Source organism: uncultured Eubacterium sp. (assembly GCF_934525195.1).
GTDB lineage: Bacteria > Bacillota > Clostridia > Oscillospirales > Acutalibacteraceae > Eubacterium_R.
In genome coordinates this window covers 315,957-334,173 of record NZ_CAKSZA010000002.1, presented here as the reverse complement: position 1 = coordinate 334,173, position 18,217 = coordinate 315,957, and the positions used below count along the sequence as shown (strand labels likewise).

Genomic DNA, 18,217 nt, shown 5'->3' with positions numbered 1-18,217 from the left:
GGAAAGGTTCGTGTTGCAGTTTGTCCTGAATGTGGGTATCTTGAATTTTATTTGGAAGACACTTTCAAGCTGAAGAATTAGACAACTTTCTGTTTGTAGGGATGACATGAAAAATGAAGTTTAAGGAATAGAGCTTTACCTTGTTTGCCTATACAAATTATAGGGCAATTCAAGGTTATCACAGGCTCGAAACCCTAGATTTTAAGGGAAAAGGTGCGTTCTACCATTCCCTTATGCAATAGGGGGTGAGTATGTTTTTCGTTGAACAACCGAGCCATACAGAGGCAGTGGCACTTATTGAAAAATTAATAGATGTATAAATTTTGGAGGTATGATTATGTCCGATATGTTAGATGTTATGAAATCAAGAAGAAGTATTAAGAAATATAAGTCCGCTCCTGTGGCTGACGAACTTCTTGACAAAATTGTTGAAGCCGGTCTTTATGCCGCAAACGGCAGAGGTAATCAAAATTCAATTATTATCAAAGTGACAGACAAAAAAGTTCGTGATGAATTGTCTGCTCTCAATTGCAAAATCGGAGGTTGGAAGCCTGATTTTGACCCGTTCTATAATGCTCCTGCCGTTCTTGTTGTACTTGATAAAAAAGACAGTTCAACCTGTGTTTATGACGGCAGTCTTGTAATGGGAAATATGATGCTTGAGGCTCACGCTTTGGGTCTTGGCAGTTGCTGGATTCACCGTGCCAAGGAAGAATTCGAAACCGAGCAAGGCAAACAACTCCTTCAAAAACTCGGCATCACGGAGGAATATGTCGGCGTCGGTCATTGCATAGTCGGTTATCCTGACGGCGAAGCACCAAAAACACCGGACAGAAAGCCTAATAGAGTTTACAGTATTTGAGGAATATAAATGAATAACTTGTTATTGAAAAACAAATTTATAAACGACCAAAGGAATTCTGCTCTTGAAATATTGCGTATTATATCAATGTTGATGATTGTTTTTCATCATTTTGCTTATCATGGCAATTTTCAATGGGAAACAAATTTTATAACTATTCCGCACTTATGGTATAATTTTATTGTTTTATGGGGAAAACTCGGTGTAAATCTTTTTGTTTTAATTTCTGGATATTTTTTAATTAATGATAAAGATTCTTCCATACATATTAAAAAAACTCTTAAGTTTTTAGGTCAAGTTGTTTTTTATTCGGTATTGATTTATTTTTTGTTTGTGATTTTTAAGGGGGAATCTCTTAATGTTGAATCCGTAATAAAAGCGTTTTTTCCAATTACATTTCAAAATTGGTGGTTTGCAAGTACATACTTTTTGTTGTTTTTAATTCATCCGTTTTTAAATATAGGACTTATTGCTCTTGATAAAAAATCATATCAAAAATTTATAATTCTGTTTGTTTTTATTTGGTCTGTTCTTTTAACTATTACATCTAAAACATATCAAGTTAATGATTTTGTTTGGTTTGTTTTATTATATGCCGTTGCCGGATATGCACGACTTTATGGTTTTAATAAAAAAATATTGAGTAAGCATTATTTTATACTTGCTTTTATAATTATGTTTATAACATATTTAGCAACGAATTATATAACTTTTTTAGGAACAAAAAATGTAATTGATAAAGGATATGAACTGTATTTTTCAGATATGCAGAAAACGACAACGCTTTTTTCAGCAGTATGTTTATTTATGGCTTTTGTAAAAATGAAACCGTTTTATAATAAAGAGGTAAATATTATTTCATCAGCTACATTTGGTGTGTATTTATTGCATGATAGTAATTACACAAGGACATTTTTATGGACTGATTTGTTTAAAAATAGTAACTATCAGGGAACAGTTATGCTCATTCCATATTCAATTTTTGTTGTTTTTTTTGTATATGTTGTTTGTGTTATTATTGATTTGATTAGACAATATACTGTTGAAAAAGTATATATGTTGTTTGTTAATAAAATTTCAAAACCAATTAAGTCAATCTTTAATAAGGTATTTGTTCTTATAGAAAACTTATTTTTTTAGCGTTAATGTAAAACTCCTTGATTTGTAAAATCGGGGAGTTTTTGTTGTATATGGCGGTTTCATATTGTATAATCAGATTGTAAAGAAAAATTTGCAATTTTACTTAGATTTTACAAACCTTGTGTTTTTGATTTTACTTTTACTTTGTAATATTAAGGTAAAGAAAGGCGGAATAATTATGATTTACTGTATAGAAGATGACAACGGCATCAGAGATTTGATTGTGTACACTCTTACCGCCTCGGGATTTGAAGCGAAAGGATTTGCAAATTCAACCGAATTTTGGTCTGCTGTTAAGGAAGGCACTCCGAATTTGATTTTGCTTGATATTATGCTTCCGAATGAGGACGGTATCAGTATTCTCAAAAAAATCCGTTCCGACAACAGAACGGCAGACATTCCGGTTATTATGGAAACGGCAAAGGAAACCGAGTACGACAAGGTCGTTGCCCTTGATTTGGGTGCTGACGATTATCTCACAAAACCTTTTGGTATGATGGAGATGGTGTCGAGAGTGAGGGCTGTTTTGCGTCGTACCTCAAAGGAAGATAAAAAGCAGGATTTGATACTTAACGATTTGAAAATCGACACAGCTAAACATATTGTTTATGCCAACGACGAGGAAATCAATTTGACCCTAAAGGAATATGACTTGCTCAAACTGTTTATGGAAAATATCGGCAGAGCATTTACTCGTGATCAACTTTTGAGCAGCGTTTGGGGCACGGAATATGTCGGCGAAACAAGAACGGTCGATGTGCATATCGGCACGCTTCGTACCAAACTCGGAAAATGCGGAGATTACATAAAAACCGTTCGTGGTGTCGGTTACAGAATGGAGGATAAATTATGACAAAAAAGATTTTTCGCTCTATTTGTTCTGTTGCGGTTTGTATCACTCTTGCGGTGCTTGCCATAATTTTGGGCGTGCTTTACAATTATTATTCCGATATTCAAAGGCAACGCCTCGACACGCAGGCAGAATATGTTGCAAGTGCGGTTGAACTTGACGGTATGAAATACCTCAAAAAAATTGATGACAAAACCTATCGTATGACTTGGATTGCAAAGGACGGCAAGGTGCTTTTTGATAACGAAGCAAACACCGATGAAATGGGTAATCACCTTGAGCGTTTGGAAGTAAAACAAGCTATATTGACAGGCAAGGGAAGTGCAGACAGATATTCTGAAACCCTTACGGAACATCTTTATTATACCGCCGTTCGCTTGGAGGACGGCAGCGTAATTCGACTTTCCGTCAACGAGCTTTCGTGGTGGGCGCTTCTGCTTGCAATGCTCCAACCGATTATAATCGTGTTCTTGGTTGCGGTGCTTGTTTCTCTCTATTTTGCATACAGACTTTCAAAGAAAATTGTTGAACCTCTAAATCAAATAGACCTTGACAAACCTGATGAAGCAAAGGTGTACGAAGAACTTGCTCCGCTTCTTCAAAAGGTTAAAGTTCAGAAAAAACAGATTAAAAATCAACAGCTTGAACTTGAAAAGAAACGAAACGAATTTGAAGCGGCGACCGAAAATATGTCCGAGGGAATTATTCTTCTTAATTCCGACGGCGTGATTATCAGCATAAACAAAACCGCTTCCCGACTTCTCGGCATAAGCAGTTATTGTGTCGGCAAAGATTTGCTCTTGTTCAGCAGCGGTGTTGAGGTTCAGGAACTTCTCCGCAAGGCTGAAAACGGTAAACACAGCGAAATTATCCTTGACATCGATGATGTGAGCTATCATTTCAGCGCAACTCCGATTATGTCGGGCGACAAGGTAACAGGTGTTGCACTTATTATCTTTGACTTTACCGAAATGGAAAAGGCAGAGGAGGTTCGCAGAGAGTTCACGGCAAATGTATCTCACGAGCTTCGCACTCCGCTTCAAACAATCGCAGGCAGTGCCGAACTTCTTTCAAACGGTATGGTTGCCGAAAAAGATGTTCCGCAGTTTTCGCAGAAGATTTACAAAGAAGCAAAGCGACTTATCACTCTTGTTGAGGATATTATCAAACTTTCTCATCTTGACGAAGAAAATTCGGACATTATTTCCGAAAAAGTCGACCTTTATGATGTGTCAAAAATGACAGTTACAAACCTTACTCCTGTTGCTGAAAAGGCAGGTGTTGACCTTGCTGTAAAGGGTGAACCGTCAATCATCACAGGCAAATCACAGCTTCTTACAAGTATCGTGTATAACCTTTGCGATAATGCTATCAAATACAATCGTCCGGGCGGCAGAGTTGAAGTTGAGGTCAAGAATTGCGTCGATTGTGTAAAACTTTCTGTAAGCGATACGGGAATCGGTATTCCTCTTGACCAGCAGTCAAGAATATTCGAAAGGTTTTATCGTGTTGATAAAAGCCGTTCAAAAGAGGTTGGCGGAACAGGTCTCGGCTTGTCAATAGTCAAGCACGCCGCCAAACTTCACAATGCCGAAATCGAACTTCGAAGCTTGGTAGGCAAAGGAACAACAATAATTCTCACTTTTCCAAAATAAATCTTAAAATGATATATCGTAGGGGCGAACTGTGTTCGCCTCTTTTACATTTTACATTGATTTTACATAACCTTGATAATAGATTTGATGTAAATTTGATATTCTCAAACCGTAAAATAATAATTTTAAAAATCAAGGAGCAATTATGAGTATATTTGACGCATTGAAAATGGTGGGTGGGCTTTGCCTTTTCCTCTTTGGTATGAACACAATGGGTGAAGCTCTTGAAAGAAGGGCAGGCAACAAATTGCGTGGTATTCTTGCAAAAATGACAACCAACAAGTTTGCGGGATTTCTCACGGGTTGTGCCGTAACTGCGGTTATTCAGAGTTCTTCGGCAACTACCGTTATGGTGGTAGGCTTTGTAAATTCGGGACTTATGAATCTCCGTCAGGCTATCAATGTAATTATGGGTGCAAATGTAGGAACAACAGTCACAAGCTGGATTTTGTCGTTGTCGGGTATCAGCAGTGAAAATGTGTGGGTGAGCCTCTTGAAGCCGTCATCATTCACTCCTGTTCTTGCACTTGTGGGCATAATTCTTTATATGTTCTCCAAGAAAAGCGAAAAGAAGGACAGCGGTATTGTTCTCCTCGGTTTTGCAACTCTTATGTTCGGTATGGAGGCAATGTCGGGTGCTGTAAGCGGTCTTTCTGAAGTTCCTGAATTTCAGCAAATGTTCGTTATGTTTAAGAATCCGTTTTTGGGCGTTTTGGTCGGTGCTGTTCTCACAGGTATAATTCAATCAAGTTCTGCATCGGTTGGCATTTTGCAGGCTCTTGCCGTTACAGGTCAGGTTTCCCTCGGTGCGGCAATTCCAATCATTATGGGACAAAATATCGGCACTTGCGTAACTGCTCTTATTTCATCGGTCGGTGCAAATAAGAACGCAAAACGTACCGCCTTTGTTCACCTTATGTTCAATGTCATCGGTTCAATATTTATGCTCGTGCTGTTCTCGGTTTGGAAGTATGGCTTTGAACCTGCGGTTCTCGACACTCCTGCATCTGCATTCAGCATTGCCGTGGTTCACACAATATTCAATGTTTTGTGTGTTGCACTTCTTATGCCAAATGCAAAACTTCTCGAAAAACTTGCACTCAAATTCATCAAGGACGATGAAGAACCTGAAGAGGTTGAAATTCTTGATTCTCGACTTCTTGCAACTCCGACTCTTGCACTCCAGCAGTGTTACAGTGTTGCAATAAAAATGGCAAATTGCTCCGAGCGTGCAATTGAAAAAAGTATAACTTGCATAACAAATTATACCGAGGCGGACGCTGAACGCATAAGAAAAGACGAGGCAAAGTGCGACAGATACGAAGACGAAATCGGAACTTATCTTGTAAATTTGAGCTCCCAAAAAATGGGCGATGAGGAAAGTGAGCAGGCGGCGGCACTCCTCAAAATGATAGGCGACCTTGAACGAATTTCCGACCATGCGGTTAATGTTCTCAATTCAACCGAGGAACTTCGTCAAAAAGGCTACACTCTCACAGAAGATGCTGTTAAGGAACTTGACATTCTCACAGGTGCAACAAAGGAAATTCTTGATATAACATTTAAGGCGTTAAAAAACACCGATACCGAGATTGCAAAGAGGGTTCAGCCTCTTGAACAGGTCATTGATATAATCAAGGAAAAAATGCGTACTCATCATATTCGCCGTATGCAACAAGGTTTGTGCACAATTGAGGCAGGCTTTGTGTGGTCTGATTTGCTCACGGATTTGGAGCGTGTGTCTGACCATTGCTCAAATATTGCAGGCTGTTTGATTGACGCTTCAATGCACAATCTCTCAATCCACGAAACACAGCGTATCGCCGAGGACTTGTCAGGTGACTATGGCAAATTGTTCAAGGATTACAGCAAAAAATACAGCTTCTCAAATATATAATAAATCTATTAAGGCTCCTCTTACTCGTAAGGGGAGCTGTCTGCATCTTGTATGCAGACTGAGGGAATAATAGAATTTAATGTTTTATTGTCCGTTTTTTGGTACTGCACATTTAAGAGCTGTTGACATAAATATCAAATCGGGAGTATTATTAGCATAAACAATAAACCAAGATGAATTTATATAAATATACCAAATGAGGAGAGTTGAAAATGTATTGTATTAATTGCGGAACAAAACTTCCTGACGGTGCAAAATTCTGTTTTGAGTGTGGTTCGCCTGTAAATGTTGCGCCTGTTGAAAATGGCGAAAATTATATTGACACATCGACTGTAGATGAAATTCAAAATGCAGAACAGGAAGATTGGATAACTCCTACTTTTGTTAATGACTTATCGACAAAGGGCAAGGGTAATCCTAAAATATATAGAAGTTTTAGATTTCAAGACCGCAGAAGTAACGACACTTTTTTGTTTGTGACACCTTTTGATATAAGACAGTCAATAGATGTGATTTACAGTGCTTTTAAGAGGTGCGGAGATGTAAAAAGCGTAAACCCTGAGCGTGGATATATTAAAGCACAATTGGTTGAATCGAGCCTCGGTAAGATTATTTTTGAAACATATATCACACCGATAGAAGACGGAAACGGGTGTAAGGTAAGAATCGTTATACAATCAATGTGGGGTTCAAGGCAACTTTTGCCTCCTAAAACTTCAGACAATGTATATGACAGATTTTTAAGAGAACTGTTTACAATAGAACCTAATGTTAATTTCGGCGTCAGCTTGGCAAACAAAGCACCTTATGTCATTGCAGTCAATCAAATCGGCAGTAATATCGAAATGCAAACCGATTCGATAATTGAGCAAATTCCTAATGTCGGAGGAATGATTATAGGTGACTTTCTTTTTGGCGAAGCAGGTGCCATTGTCGGCGGTATGTCGGGAACGAGAAGAAGCACAGGCGTTACAAGAGAGGTTTTCGTCCAAAACAGACTTGCAAGCGTTATATTCAATAACGGAAAAGTGTACGAGGGCGAAATAAGAGTCGGCACACCTCTTTATAACGAAGTTATGGCAAAAATTTAATTGTTATTATTGTTATTTTAATTCTTTTCGTAGGGGCGAACTTTGTTCGCCTCTTTTTATATACAAATATTTAACATTCCGTATTGCAATTAAACTTTTTATATGCTACAATGAAATTGCCAAACAAAGTTAATATATAATTTTTTTGAAAAAGTACGGATTTTTTATCTTTTGATAAAAATACATGCTCTTGTTTTTCGTGTTTTTTCAAAACTATGATTAACTTTGTTTGGCGACAGTTGGAGTTATGTGTTTTTTGTGCGTATGGCTTCGGCTGTACGCATTTTTTATTTTTGAGAGGAGAATTTTATGAACAACACAAAAGGTAAAATTTTAAAAGCTATTGGAGTATTAACAATTATATTTGGCTTTATTGCAAGCATTGGAGTTTGGATAGCTGTTGATAATGCAACTCAGGAATTTCGTGAAGTTGTTCGAGAATTTATTGGTTATTCCACTGCTGATGCAATTTATGGAGGTAGTGCTTTTACTGCTGCAATAGTAACTTTTATCAGTTCATTTATTTCAGGTATGTTATTTATTGGGTTCAGTGAGGTGATATTCTTACTCCAAGAAAATCTCAATGCCAACAAGGTTACATCTGTTCAAACTCGTGTTGAGAAAAACATTGAAACAGACGAATTGCCTGAAATATAAGGAGAAACAAAATGGCAAGATATGAAAAAGTTTTTACTTTAACGCCTATGCTTTATACCGAGGGCAGTCCGGTAATTATTGAAGCAGGTGCGTTGCAAAAGGATAATGTTAACGGTAATATTATTGCTCAGCTGAAATTTAAGAGTGTTTCTGTAAAGGTAATTAAAGCGTTGACGGTTAAAATTGTTGCGTTAGATGTTTCCGGCAATCCTATCGGTGAAGAAATTGAACATCAGTATTTGGATTTGACCGTACAAAGGAATGACAACTTTGGCTCTAAAGAAGCTATAATTTTATCGGATAATACTACAAGAGCGTTTAGTGTCTTTGTTACAAAGATTGTATTTGATGATAATACAAATATAGTTCTTGAAAACTCTGAATGGTCAGAACTTCCTCAACAGAATTCTATTGATTTAGATACAACAGAAATTGATTATTTCTATAAGAAATTTTCTGTTAAAAATCCGAAGCAAACATTTAGATATAAAGATTTGTGGCTTTGTTCTTGCGGAACGATAAATCACGATAGCGAAGAAAAGTGTTGCTGTTGCAATAATGCTTGTGATGAAATGCTGAACATTGATTTTGAAGAATTAAAATGTGAAGCACGTTATAATAATGCGTGTGACTTATTATCACAAAAAAGTATTTCATCGGTTAATTCTGCTATAAGTGAATTTAATAAAATATCAGGATATAAAGATGTTGAAGCAAAACTTTCCGAAGCTGAAAATGTTTTGAATGAGCTGAAGAAAAAACGAAAAAATATAATTATATCAATAGTTTTAATTGTGTGCGTTTGCATTTCGTTTGGTGTTATATTAAATATCCCAAGCGTTAAATATCATTTCGCTGTAAAAATGATGACTAATGGTGAATATAAAGAAGCTATTGATAAATTTGAGTCTTTAGGTGATTATAAAGATAGCGAAAACAAAGTTAATGAAGCATTTGAAAAATGTAAAATTCAAAAAATTAAAGAGGCAAATGTTGGCGATATAATAAATTACGGTTCATATGAGCAGGATAACAATATTTCAAATGGTGAAGAAGATATAGAATGGCGTGTTTTGTCAAAAGAAAATAACAGAGTTCTTATAATTAGTGATAAAGCACTTGATTGTCAACCGTATAATGATACATTTAGTGCTGTTACTTGGGAAACTTGTACGCTTCGTAAATGGCTGAATGATGATTTTTTAAATTCTGCATTTACCGATGTTGAAAAAGAGCATATTTCTACGTATAATACAGAATTATATAAAGAAACAGAAGAGCAAGTGTTTTTACTAAGTGATAGAGAAGCAAATGAATATTTTAATAATGACGAAGAAAGAAAATGTGTTCCGACTGATTATGCAATAGCAAAAGGGGTATCTACCTCTAATGAATATTTAAAAAATGATGCTGTTACTTGTTGGTGGTGGATGAGGTCATCGAAAATGTCCGTTTATACTATATCTGAAGTTAAAAGTGATGGTTATATTAATGATGATATTATTACCTCGGTTAATTGTAGAGGTTACGCAGTTAATTGCAAAAATTATGCTGTTCGTCCTGCGATGTGGATAACTGTAGAATAAATCTTATAAAACCTAATCAATATCTAAACTTTGTAAATTTACGAATTTTAGATATTGATTTTTATTTATAATATGGTAAAATGTATAAAGGGTATTATGTGATACTGTGTTCAGTTTTGCTGATACAACAAAAATGAGCCAACTTCCCCTCATTTCAATGGAAGTGTTATGTTTTTAAATGAGAGGTAAAAAAATGACTAATAAAGATTATGATGTAATTATTATCGGTGCAGGTCCGGGCGGTATCTTTTCCGCATATGAGCTTATCAACAAGCATAGTGATTTAAAGATTGCCGTGTTTGAAGCAGGTAACGAGCTTGCAAAGAGAAAATGCCCGATTGACGGCGACAAGGTTAAGTCTTGTATTCAATGCAAGACCTGTGCTATTATGAGCGGTTTTGGCGGTGCGGGTGCATTTTCCGACGGTAAGTATAATATAACAAATGATTTCGGCGGCACACTTTATGAGTATATCGGCAAGAAAAAAGCCATCGAACTTATGAAATATGTTGACCAAATCAATGTTGAACACGGCGGTCAAAACTGCAAACTTTATTCAACCGCAGGTTCGCATTTCAAAAAACTTTGTATCCAAAATCAGCTTAACCTTCTTGATGCTTCCGTTAGACATTTGGGCACAGACATTAACTATGTTGTTCTTGAAAATATCTATAATGAACTCAAGGACAAGGTTGAATGGCATTTCAACACTCACATTGATTCTGTTGAAAAACTTGCAGACGGATTTAAGGTTGAATGTAAAAAAGGCGAGTTCACTTGCAAGGATTGTATCATTTCAGTTGGCAGAAGCGGCAGCAAATGGATGGAGGGTGTATGCGATCACCTCGGCATTGTCACTCATTCAAACCGTGTTGACATCGGCGTTCGTGTTGAACTTCCTGCTGTTGTTTTCTCACATCTTACCGATGAGCTTTACGAGAGCAAAATTGTTTACAGAACAAAGAATTATGAGGATGCTGTCCGTACTTTCTGTATGAATCCAAAGGGCAGTGTCGTAAATGAAAATACAAACGGCATTATCACCGTTAACGGTCACAGCTACGAAGACCCTGAAAAGCAAACCGAAAATACAAACTTTGCACTTTTGGTTTCAAAGCATTTTTCAGAGCCGTTCAAGGACAGTAACGGCTATGGCGAAAGCATTGCACGCCTTTCAAATATGCTCGGTGGCGGTGTAATCGTTCAGCGTTTCGGCGACCTTGTATCAGGCAGAAGAAGTAATCCGAAGCGTATTGAGGAGGGTATGGTTGAGCCTACTTTGGCAGCCACTCCTGGTGACCTTTCGCTTGTTCTTCCAAAGAGAATTTTGGACGGAATTATCGAGATGATTTATGCACTCGACAAGATTGCTCCGGGTACTGCAAATCCGGATACACTTCTTTACGGTGTTGAAGTTAAGTTCTACAATATGGAAGTTGAGCTTGACGAAAATCTCGAAACCGTTCATAAGGGACTTTATGTTATCGGCGACGGTTCAGGTGTAACTCATTCACTTTCTCACGCTTCGGCAAGCGGTGTTTATGTTGCACAAAGAATCATTGACGAAATAAAAAATAAATAATTTTATCAAAGGGGTAATTAAAATGAAATTAAAACAGGGTATTGTATTAGGTAATATTGACGGTCAGGATTTTGCTATCGCAACAGGCAAACTTTCAAACGAACTTTCAGGTATTATCAACAATAACGAAACTGCAAACTACATCTTCACTCTTCTTCAAAAAGAGCAAACCGTTGACAGCATTGTTTCAGCAATGTCTGCAAGATACGACGCTCCAAAGGAAGAAATCGAAAATGATGTAAAAGAATTTATTACAACTCTCGACGGTTTCGGAGTTTTGGAGAAGTAAGAATGATAAAAGTTGGTGATAATGAAATAGATTGTCTTTTAAGGCTTCTTGTTTGCTCATTGAAAAACGAAAAATTTGTTCTACCTGATAATGTAAATATACAGAAATTGCTTGCACTTGCAGTTAAACAGCAAGTTTATACAACTGTCTTACCATGTCTTGAATCCTCAAATTCTTTGACAGAAGAAGAAAGCCAAAAATGGAAGAATTTTAAATTTTCTGAAATTCAAAAAAATCTTGTAGTTTCTAAAGAACGAGAGGCAGTGTGCAAAGATTTTGATGAGGCCGGCATAAAATATATGTTTTTGAAAGGACTTGTCATCCGCGATTATTATCCTCAAACGCTTATGCGTCAAATGAGTGATAATGATATTCTGTATGATGTTAGCAAAAGAACAGAACTTATAGATATAATGAAAAAGAACGGCTTTTATTTGATGTGTTCTCAAGATGTTTCTGATGATTTTTCAAAACCACCGTTTACTCTTATTGAAATGCACAAGGTGCTTTTTTATGATATTAAGAATTTTGATATAAATCTTGATTTATGGAAACGTGCTGTAAAACATGATGACGGTACAATGCGTTATGATATTTCGCCTGAGGATAATTACATTTATGCCCTTGCGCATATGTATAAGCATTATGTATATTACAACGGATGTGGAATTAGATTTGTCGCTGATATGTATTTGTTGCATTACAGTGAAGATAATCTTGATTTTGATTATATAATTCCTCAACTTAAAAAATTTAAGTTGTATGATTTTTATAAAAGTGTAATGAGTCTTGCAGAAGCAATTTTCAATGATGCAGATTATAATGACGTTGAACTTAAACTTTTGGACGAAATTTTTTCAGGCGGTGTTTACGGAAATACTTCATCATTAGATGAGGCTATTGAAGCAAATGGAGGTAAGCTTAAGTTTTTATTTGCTAAAATTTTTCCTTCAAAAAAAATTATGTTCAATACCTATGATTATTTAAAAGAAAAACCGTATTTGCTTTTTCCGACTTATATAAAGCATTTCTTTATCAGATATAAATATAAAGGTGATAGTGCTAAAAAATTATTAAAAAAAGTAATTAAAAAATAAAAAAATTAACGGAGGACAACTTTTTGTCGGTTAATAAAAATAACATTAGAAACTTTTCAATTATAGCCCATATCGACCATGGTAAGTCAACTCTTGCAGACAGATTGCTTGAACTTACAAGCTCCGTGCAAAAGCGTGATATGCAGGAACAGATTTTGGACGATATGGACCTTGAGCGTGAACGCGGCATCACAATCAAGGCTCACGCAGTAAAACTGAATTATACAGCCAAAGACGGTCAGGAATACATCTTTAACCTTATTGACACACCCGGACATGTCGATTTCAACTATGAGGTTTCACGTTCTCTTGCTGCTTGCGAGGGCGCTATTCTCATCGTTGACGCTTCGCAGGGCGTAGAAGCACAGACCCTTGCAAACACCTATTTGGCTCTTGACCACGATTTGGATATTTTGCCTGTAATCAACAAGATTGACCTGCCTGCTGCCGACCCTGAAAGAGTGGCACAAGAGGTTGAAGAAATTGTGGGTATTCCTTGTATGGATGCTCCCCGTATTTCTGCCAAAACAGGTGAAAATGTTGAGGAAGTCCTTGAATATATCGTAAAAGAGATTGCTCCACCGCAGGGGGACGATAATAAGCCTCTTAAGGCGCTTATTTTCGACTCTGTTTATGATAGTTATCGTGGCGTAATCGTTTATGTAAGAATCAAAGAGGGCAAAATCAAAGCAGGCGACACAATGCGTATTATGTCAACCGGTGCAGAATTTACCGTTGTTGAGGTTGGCTATATGCGTGCAACCTCTATGGAAAAGGCAGATGAACTCACAGCAGGCGAGGTTGGATACATCACAGCTTCAATCAAAACTGTCGGTGATGCTCATGTCGGTGACACAGTCACAACTGCCGATAATCCAGCCGAGGAGGCTTTGCCGGGCTATCGTCATGTGAACCCAATGGTGTATTGCGGTCTTTATCCTGCCGACGGTGCCGATTATGAGGCACTTCGTGACGCACTTGAAAAATTGCAACTCAATGACGCTTCTCTTTCATATGAACCTGAAACTTCGGGTGCTCTCGGCTTCGGCTTTAGATGCGGTTTCTTGGGACTTTTGCATCTCGAAATCATTCAGGAACGCCTTGACCGAGAATATAATCTTGATCTTATCGCAACCGTTCCGTCAGTTGTTTACAAGATTTTTCTTACAGACGGCACAATGGTTGAGATTGATAACCCGACAAATTATCCCGATCCTGCATATATTGATTATTGCGAAGAACCGTTTGCCGATGCGCATATTTATGTTCCGAGCGATTTTGTGGGCACTGTTATGGATATGTGTCAGGATAAGCGTGGAATATTCAAGAATATGAACTATATCACTCCCGACAGAGTCGATATTCATTATGAACTTCCGCTTAATGAAATTATTTACGATTTCTTCGATGCACTCAAATCAAGAACAAGAGGTTATGCTTCGTTCGACTATGAGATGAAGGATTACAGAAAGTCCGATCTTGTTAAGGTTGATGTAATGCTCAACGGTGATATTATTGATGCACTTTCGTTCATCATTCACCGAGAAAAAGCATATTCCCGTGCAAGAAGAATTGCTGAACAACTCAAAAAATACATTCCTCGTCATTTGTTTGAAGTTCCTATTCAGGTTGCAATCGGTGGTAAGGTTATCGCAAGAGAAACTGTTAAGGCGCTCCGCAAGGATGTACTTGCAAAGTGCTACGGCGGTGATGTAACCCGTAAAAAGAAGCTTCTTGAAAAGCAAAAAGAGGGTAAAAAGCGTATGCGCCAGTTCGGCTCTGTTGAAGTTCCGCAGGAAGCCTTTATGGCAGTGCTTCGCCTGTCCTCCGATGATGACGATTAAAATATGATATAAATAATTAATCCCTAAAGCGTTGTTGCTTTAGGGATTGTTCTTTAGTATTCAACTTTTAAGTTTTCTTCGGCTTCTGCCACTTTGAGCATAATTGCGCATTCAATTCTTTTTCTGTGGAGTTCACAGCCGAATTCGTAAACGCCGTTTACACTGCCTGTGGTGTGGTATGCGTTTGCGGCACATCCGCCCGAGCAGTACAGCTTTGCAAAACAGTCCTTACACTCTTTGTGAGAATAGACATTACATTCTTGGAATTGCTCAAGTACATCCGGATTTGTAACTCCGTCATAAATGTTGCCGAGCTTGAACTTGTCGTCACCGACAAATTGGTGGCAAGGGAAGAGGTCACCGCTCGGAGTAACCGCCATATATTCCGTGCCCACTCCGCAACCGCTTACTCTCTTGACGATGCAAGGTCCGTGGTTGAGGTCAATCATGTAATGATAAAATGTAAAGCCGTTTCCGCTTCTGTATCGTTTGAGCATTTCGTTTGCAAGAATTTGGTATTGTCCTTTGAGAATAGGCAAGTCGCTTTCCCTGAGTGCCCACGGCTCTTTAGGGTCGCACACAACAGGCTCAACCGATAATTCCTTAAATCCGAGGTCTGCCATATGCAGCAAATCGTTTGAAAAGTCGGTGTTGAAGTGAGTGTATGTGCCTCTCATATAATAGTTCTTTTGCTTTCTGCTGTCGGCAAATTTCTTGAACTTGTCGATGATTAAATCATAACTGCCTTTGCCGTTTGGAGTTTTGCGGAGGTTGTCGTGAACATTCTTTCTGCCGTCAAGCGAAAGCACAACATTGCTCATTTCCTTGTTGCAAAAGTCGATAACTTCATCGTCAACAAGCACACCGTTTGTTGTAAGAGTAAAGCGGAAATTCTTGTCAAATTTCTTTTCCTGCTCTCTGCCGTATTTGACAAGCTCTTTGCACACATCCCAGTTGAGAAGCGGTTCTCCGCCGAAAAAGTCAACTTCAAGATTCTTTCTTGTGCCACTTTGTTCAATCAAAAAGTCGAGTGCTCTTTTGCCGACTTCAAGGCTCATCAAGCCTTTGTCAGCACCACCGTATTCGCCTTTGCCCGCAAAACAGTATTCGCAGTTGAGGTTGCATCCGTGTGCAACATGAAGGCAAATGGCTTTGATTACACCTTGACGCTTTTTGAATTCCTTTGCGGTTGCTTCAAAAGTGTCCTCCGCAAAAAGTCTGCCGTCTGCAATAAGGCTCTCAATATCCTCAAAACATTCTTCGATATCTTCGGCAGTTACATCGGCTCTGTCGGAATATTTGTTAAGAATGTATGCCTTGATTTCGTCTTTTGTATTTTCTTTGTATCGAGTGATAATATCATATGCAACCTCGTCAACGCTGTGAACACAGCCGCTGTTTTGGTCAAGAATGATATTGTATCCGTTCATTTTGTATGCGTGTATCATAATCTTTTCCTATCAAAATTGTACTTATAACATAGAAAAACGGTAGCCTCAAATCAGCTACCGTAAGTCCGTTGTAATTACTTCTTAAGTTGCTCGCACTGTTGGTTTGCTACTGAGCAAGAAGTTTTTGATGCTGATTGGCAAGATGTCTGGCATTCACCGCAGCCGCCCTTCTTAGCTGATTCGCAAAGATTTCTTGAGCTTAAAGTATTAATTCTCTTCATAAGAACACCTCATAAAAATTTATTACAGGCTTATTATAGATTATAAACTCGCTTTTGTCAATATTTTATTGGGAAGTTCGCCGCTGTCGGATATAATATTCACTCCGTTAGCCATTGCGTTTTTGATGTAATCCATCGATTTAGCCGTGATAATTTCGTTTGGAGCAATTATCGGAATGTCGGGCGGATAGGCATAAACAAATTCGTTCGACACTCTGCCAACGGATTTGTCAATGTCGCAAAGCTCTGCATTTTCATCGATTGATAAAACGATTTTGTCCTTTTCAACAGGTGGCTTTCTTATCGGCTTAGCAGGTGAGTATTCAAGTTTGGCATCGGTTTCAAAAACAGCTTTTTTGAGCAGAGCCAATCCCTCATCTGTGTCGCCGATGGTTGCCATAAGCAAAATGTAATTTTGCGATACCGCCTCAGGCTCAATTTTGTATTTGTTTCTGAAAATCTCTGCAAGTTCGCTTCCTGTGATATTTGTGCTTGCACAGGATAAAACTATTTTTGAAATGTCGTCATTGTATTGAATTTTCAAATTGTCTGTTTCAACAAGCCTCAAATCGCAAAGCTTTTCGTAGAATTTGCCAAACTCGTTTCGGTGATTTATCACATAATCACAGCAGATGTCAATGCTGTTCATTAGCAAATAGCTTGGCGATGTCGTTTGAAAAATGTCCATATATCGCTTGACTTTGTCGGCGAATTTCTTGTTAAAAATATTCACAACCGCTGTTTGAGTGAGTGACGGCAAAGTTTTGTGAAGTGAAGAAATAATAATGTCACCGCTCGGATATTCGGGAAAATACGGCGTTCCGAGATGTGCACCGTGTGCCGAATCAACAATCAACGGAATGTTGCAGTCAATTTTCGATATAAATCCCTCGTATGTAGGCGAAGTTATAATGACCGCTTTTGCCTCGGAATGACGGTTTATCGCAGAACTTACAGCGTCCTGTTCAAGCTTTGTGTAGTAACCGTTTGTAAGGTCGTATTGTGGCTCAACAAATATGATTTTCAGTTTCAACAGCATACAAGCATTGTATACGCTTTTGTGGCAGTTCCGTGCAACAATCACGGTGTCACCCTCGTTGCACACAGCAAAAATCGATGCAAGTATACCACTGCTTGAACCGTTAACACTTATGAACGAACGCTTGCTTTTGTATATGCTTTTGAGTTTGTCCTCGGTGTTTTTTATTACTCCGCTTGGGGAATGTAGATTGTCAAAGCCGTCAATTTCGGTTATGTCTATCTCACTTCCCAAAATGCCGAATTTGCCGTTTCGTTTGTGCCCCGGCATATGAAACGGATATGTGTCAATGTCTTTTAGTTTATCGTGTAAGTTCAACCTTTTCTCTCCTTAAATTCAAAATGCCAAGCAGTAAATATCCTGCAAATATCGGCAATGCTTCTATAAGTCCTGTTTCTTTGAATATCAATAGGCATATCAAATCTGCTATTAAGATTATTGCCGTTGTGTATGTAAAAATTTTGAATATTCTGCCTTTTTTGTAGTTTAGCAAAAACAAAAGGAATATCGTTATTCCCGTTACTGCCGAGAATGTCAGCGAACCGCCGCAATGTAGAAAATACTGCACCTTGTTCTCAAAATCAAAATCGTTGGTAAGCGTCAAAATCATTCCGATTCCCGATATTGCAAGCAGCGGAATATATGCTTTTGTTTTTAGGTATTTTTGGTATGCCAATGTGATTGCCAAAGCAAGTGCAACAAATGTCAAAATGCCCCAAATTGCGAATAAACCGTGGTGTTCCAACCCGATTTTTGACAGCGCACCCGAGTTTTTGTATGGCGTTCCGAAGTGCATATACCAAATTGTGTACGCTGTTGCAATTGCCGACAGCACACAGCTGATTGTTCTTTTCATTTTATCACCTGTAATATTATACCATATAAATTATAATTATTAAAGATTATATTTGCAATAGCATTTAGTCTATTGTATAATTAGATTGTAGTATATCAAT

General features: G+C 37.8%; 16 protein-coding genes. 12 read left to right on the top strand and 4 right to left on the bottom strand.

Features of this window, described 5'->3' with window-relative positions; genetic code table 11:
- The first annotated feature begins 337 nt into the window (after positions 1 to 337).
- The 12 genes from Q0E03_RS03645 to lepA all read left to right on the top strand — a co-directional run bounded on the left by Q0E03_RS03645 (position 338) and on the right by lepA (position 14,550).
- Positions 338 to 862, top strand: coding sequence for a nitroreductase (locus Q0E03_RS03645; RefSeq protein ID WP_297129633.1), 525 nt, complete (start codon positions 338 to 340; stop codon positions 860 to 862).
- A 9-nt stretch (positions 863 to 871) separates the two neighbouring features.
- Complete coding sequence (locus tag Q0E03_RS03640) at positions 872 to 2,002, top strand: acyltransferase family protein (protein WP_297129630.1); 1,131 nt, start codon at positions 872 to 874, stop codon at positions 2,000 to 2,002.
- Between the two features lie 178 nt (positions 2,003 to 2,180).
- Positions 2,181 to 2,855 (top strand): winged helix-turn-helix domain-containing protein, encoded by a 675-nt coding sequence (locus tag Q0E03_RS03635; protein ID WP_297129629.1) that lies wholly within the window; start codon positions 2,181 to 2,183, stop codon positions 2,853 to 2,855.
- Positions 2,852 to 4,507: an ATP-binding protein gene (locus tag Q0E03_RS03630; protein ID WP_297129627.1), complete on the top strand. Its 1,656-nt coding sequence runs from the start codon at positions 2,852 to 2,854 to the stop codon at positions 4,505 to 4,507. Before Q0E03_RS03635 ends, Q0E03_RS03630 begins: the two co-directional genes overlap by 4 nt.
- Positions 4,508 to 4,652: 145 nt before the next feature.
- A complete protein-coding gene (locus tag Q0E03_RS03625) occupies positions 4,653 to 6,404 on the top strand; it encodes a Na/Pi cotransporter family protein (protein WP_297129625.1) in 1,752 nt (583 codons plus the stop codon).
- A 212-nt stretch (positions 6,405 to 6,616) separates the two neighbouring features.
- Positions 6,617 to 7,495, top strand: coding sequence for a zinc ribbon domain-containing protein (locus Q0E03_RS03620; RefSeq protein WP_297129623.1), 879 nt, complete (start codon positions 6,617 to 6,619; stop codon positions 7,493 to 7,495).
- Positions 7,496 to 7,804: 309 nt separating this feature from the next.
- Positions 7,805 to 8,152 (top strand): hypothetical protein, encoded by a 348-nt coding sequence (locus Q0E03_RS03615; RefSeq protein ID WP_297129621.1) that lies wholly within the window; start codon positions 7,805 to 7,807, stop codon positions 8,150 to 8,152.
- A gap of 11 nt (positions 8,153 to 8,163) precedes the next feature.
- A complete protein-coding gene (locus Q0E03_RS03610; protein ID WP_297129619.1) occupies positions 8,164 to 9,738 on the top strand; it encodes a DUF6273 domain-containing protein in 1,575 nt (524 codons plus the stop codon).
- A 193-nt stretch (positions 9,739 to 9,931) separates the two neighbouring features.
- Positions 9,932 to 11,320: an NAD(P)/FAD-dependent oxidoreductase gene (locus tag Q0E03_RS03605; protein WP_297129618.1), complete on the top strand. Its 1,389-nt coding sequence runs from the start codon at positions 9,932 to 9,934 to the stop codon at positions 11,318 to 11,320.
- Between the two features lie 22 nt (positions 11,321 to 11,342).
- Positions 11,343 to 11,609, top strand: a complete 267-nt coding sequence (locus tag Q0E03_RS03600; protein ID WP_294835715.1) for a PqqD family protein — start codon at positions 11,343 to 11,345, stop codon at positions 11,607 to 11,609.
- A 2-nt stretch (positions 11,610 to 11,611) separates the two neighbouring features.
- The gene (locus Q0E03_RS03595) at positions 11,612 to 12,706 is read left to right on the top strand and encodes a nucleotidyltransferase family protein (RefSeq protein WP_297129615.1); all 1,095 of its coding nucleotides are present in this window, start codon (positions 11,612 to 11,614) and stop codon (positions 12,704 to 12,706) included.
- 23 nt (positions 12,707 to 12,729) lie between these two features.
- Positions 12,730 to 14,550: a translation elongation factor 4 gene (gene lepA, locus Q0E03_RS03590; RefSeq protein ID WP_297129613.1), complete on the top strand. Its 1,821-nt coding sequence runs from the start codon at positions 12,730 to 12,732 to the stop codon at positions 14,548 to 14,550.
- 53 nt (positions 14,551 to 14,603) lie between these two features.
- On the opposite strand, the gene scfB is transcribed toward lepA, so the two are convergent.
- The 4 genes from scfB to Q0E03_RS03570 all read right to left on the bottom strand — a co-directional run bounded on the left by scfB (position 14,604) and on the right by Q0E03_RS03570 (position 18,117).
- On the bottom strand, positions 14,604 to 15,998 hold the full coding sequence (gene scfB, locus Q0E03_RS03585) for a thioether cross-link-forming SCIFF peptide maturase (RefSeq protein WP_297129612.1): 1,395 nt from the start codon (positions 15,996 to 15,998) through the stop codon (positions 14,604 to 14,606).
- Positions 15,999 to 16,075: 77 nt separating this feature from the next.
- Positions 16,076 to 16,222 carry a six-cysteine ranthipeptide SCIFF gene (gene scfA / locus Q0E03_RS03580; RefSeq protein WP_078768064.1) on the bottom strand — a complete coding sequence of 49 codons (147 nt, stop codon included), beginning with the start codon at positions 16,220 to 16,222 and terminating at the stop codon, positions 16,076 to 16,078.
- A 40-nt stretch (positions 16,223 to 16,262) separates the two neighbouring features.
- The gene (locus Q0E03_RS03575) at positions 16,263 to 17,579 is read right to left on the bottom strand and encodes an aminotransferase class I/II-fold pyridoxal phosphate-dependent enzyme (RefSeq protein ID WP_297129610.1); all 1,317 of its coding nucleotides are present in this window, start codon (positions 17,577 to 17,579) and stop codon (positions 16,263 to 16,265) included.
- On the bottom strand, positions 17,563 to 18,117 hold the full coding sequence (locus tag Q0E03_RS03570) for a hypothetical protein (protein ID WP_297129609.1): 555 nt from the start codon (positions 18,115 to 18,117) through the stop codon (positions 17,563 to 17,565). Before Q0E03_RS03570 ends, Q0E03_RS03575 begins: the two co-directional genes overlap by 17 nt.
- Positions 18,118 to 18,217 lie beyond the last annotated feature (100 nt).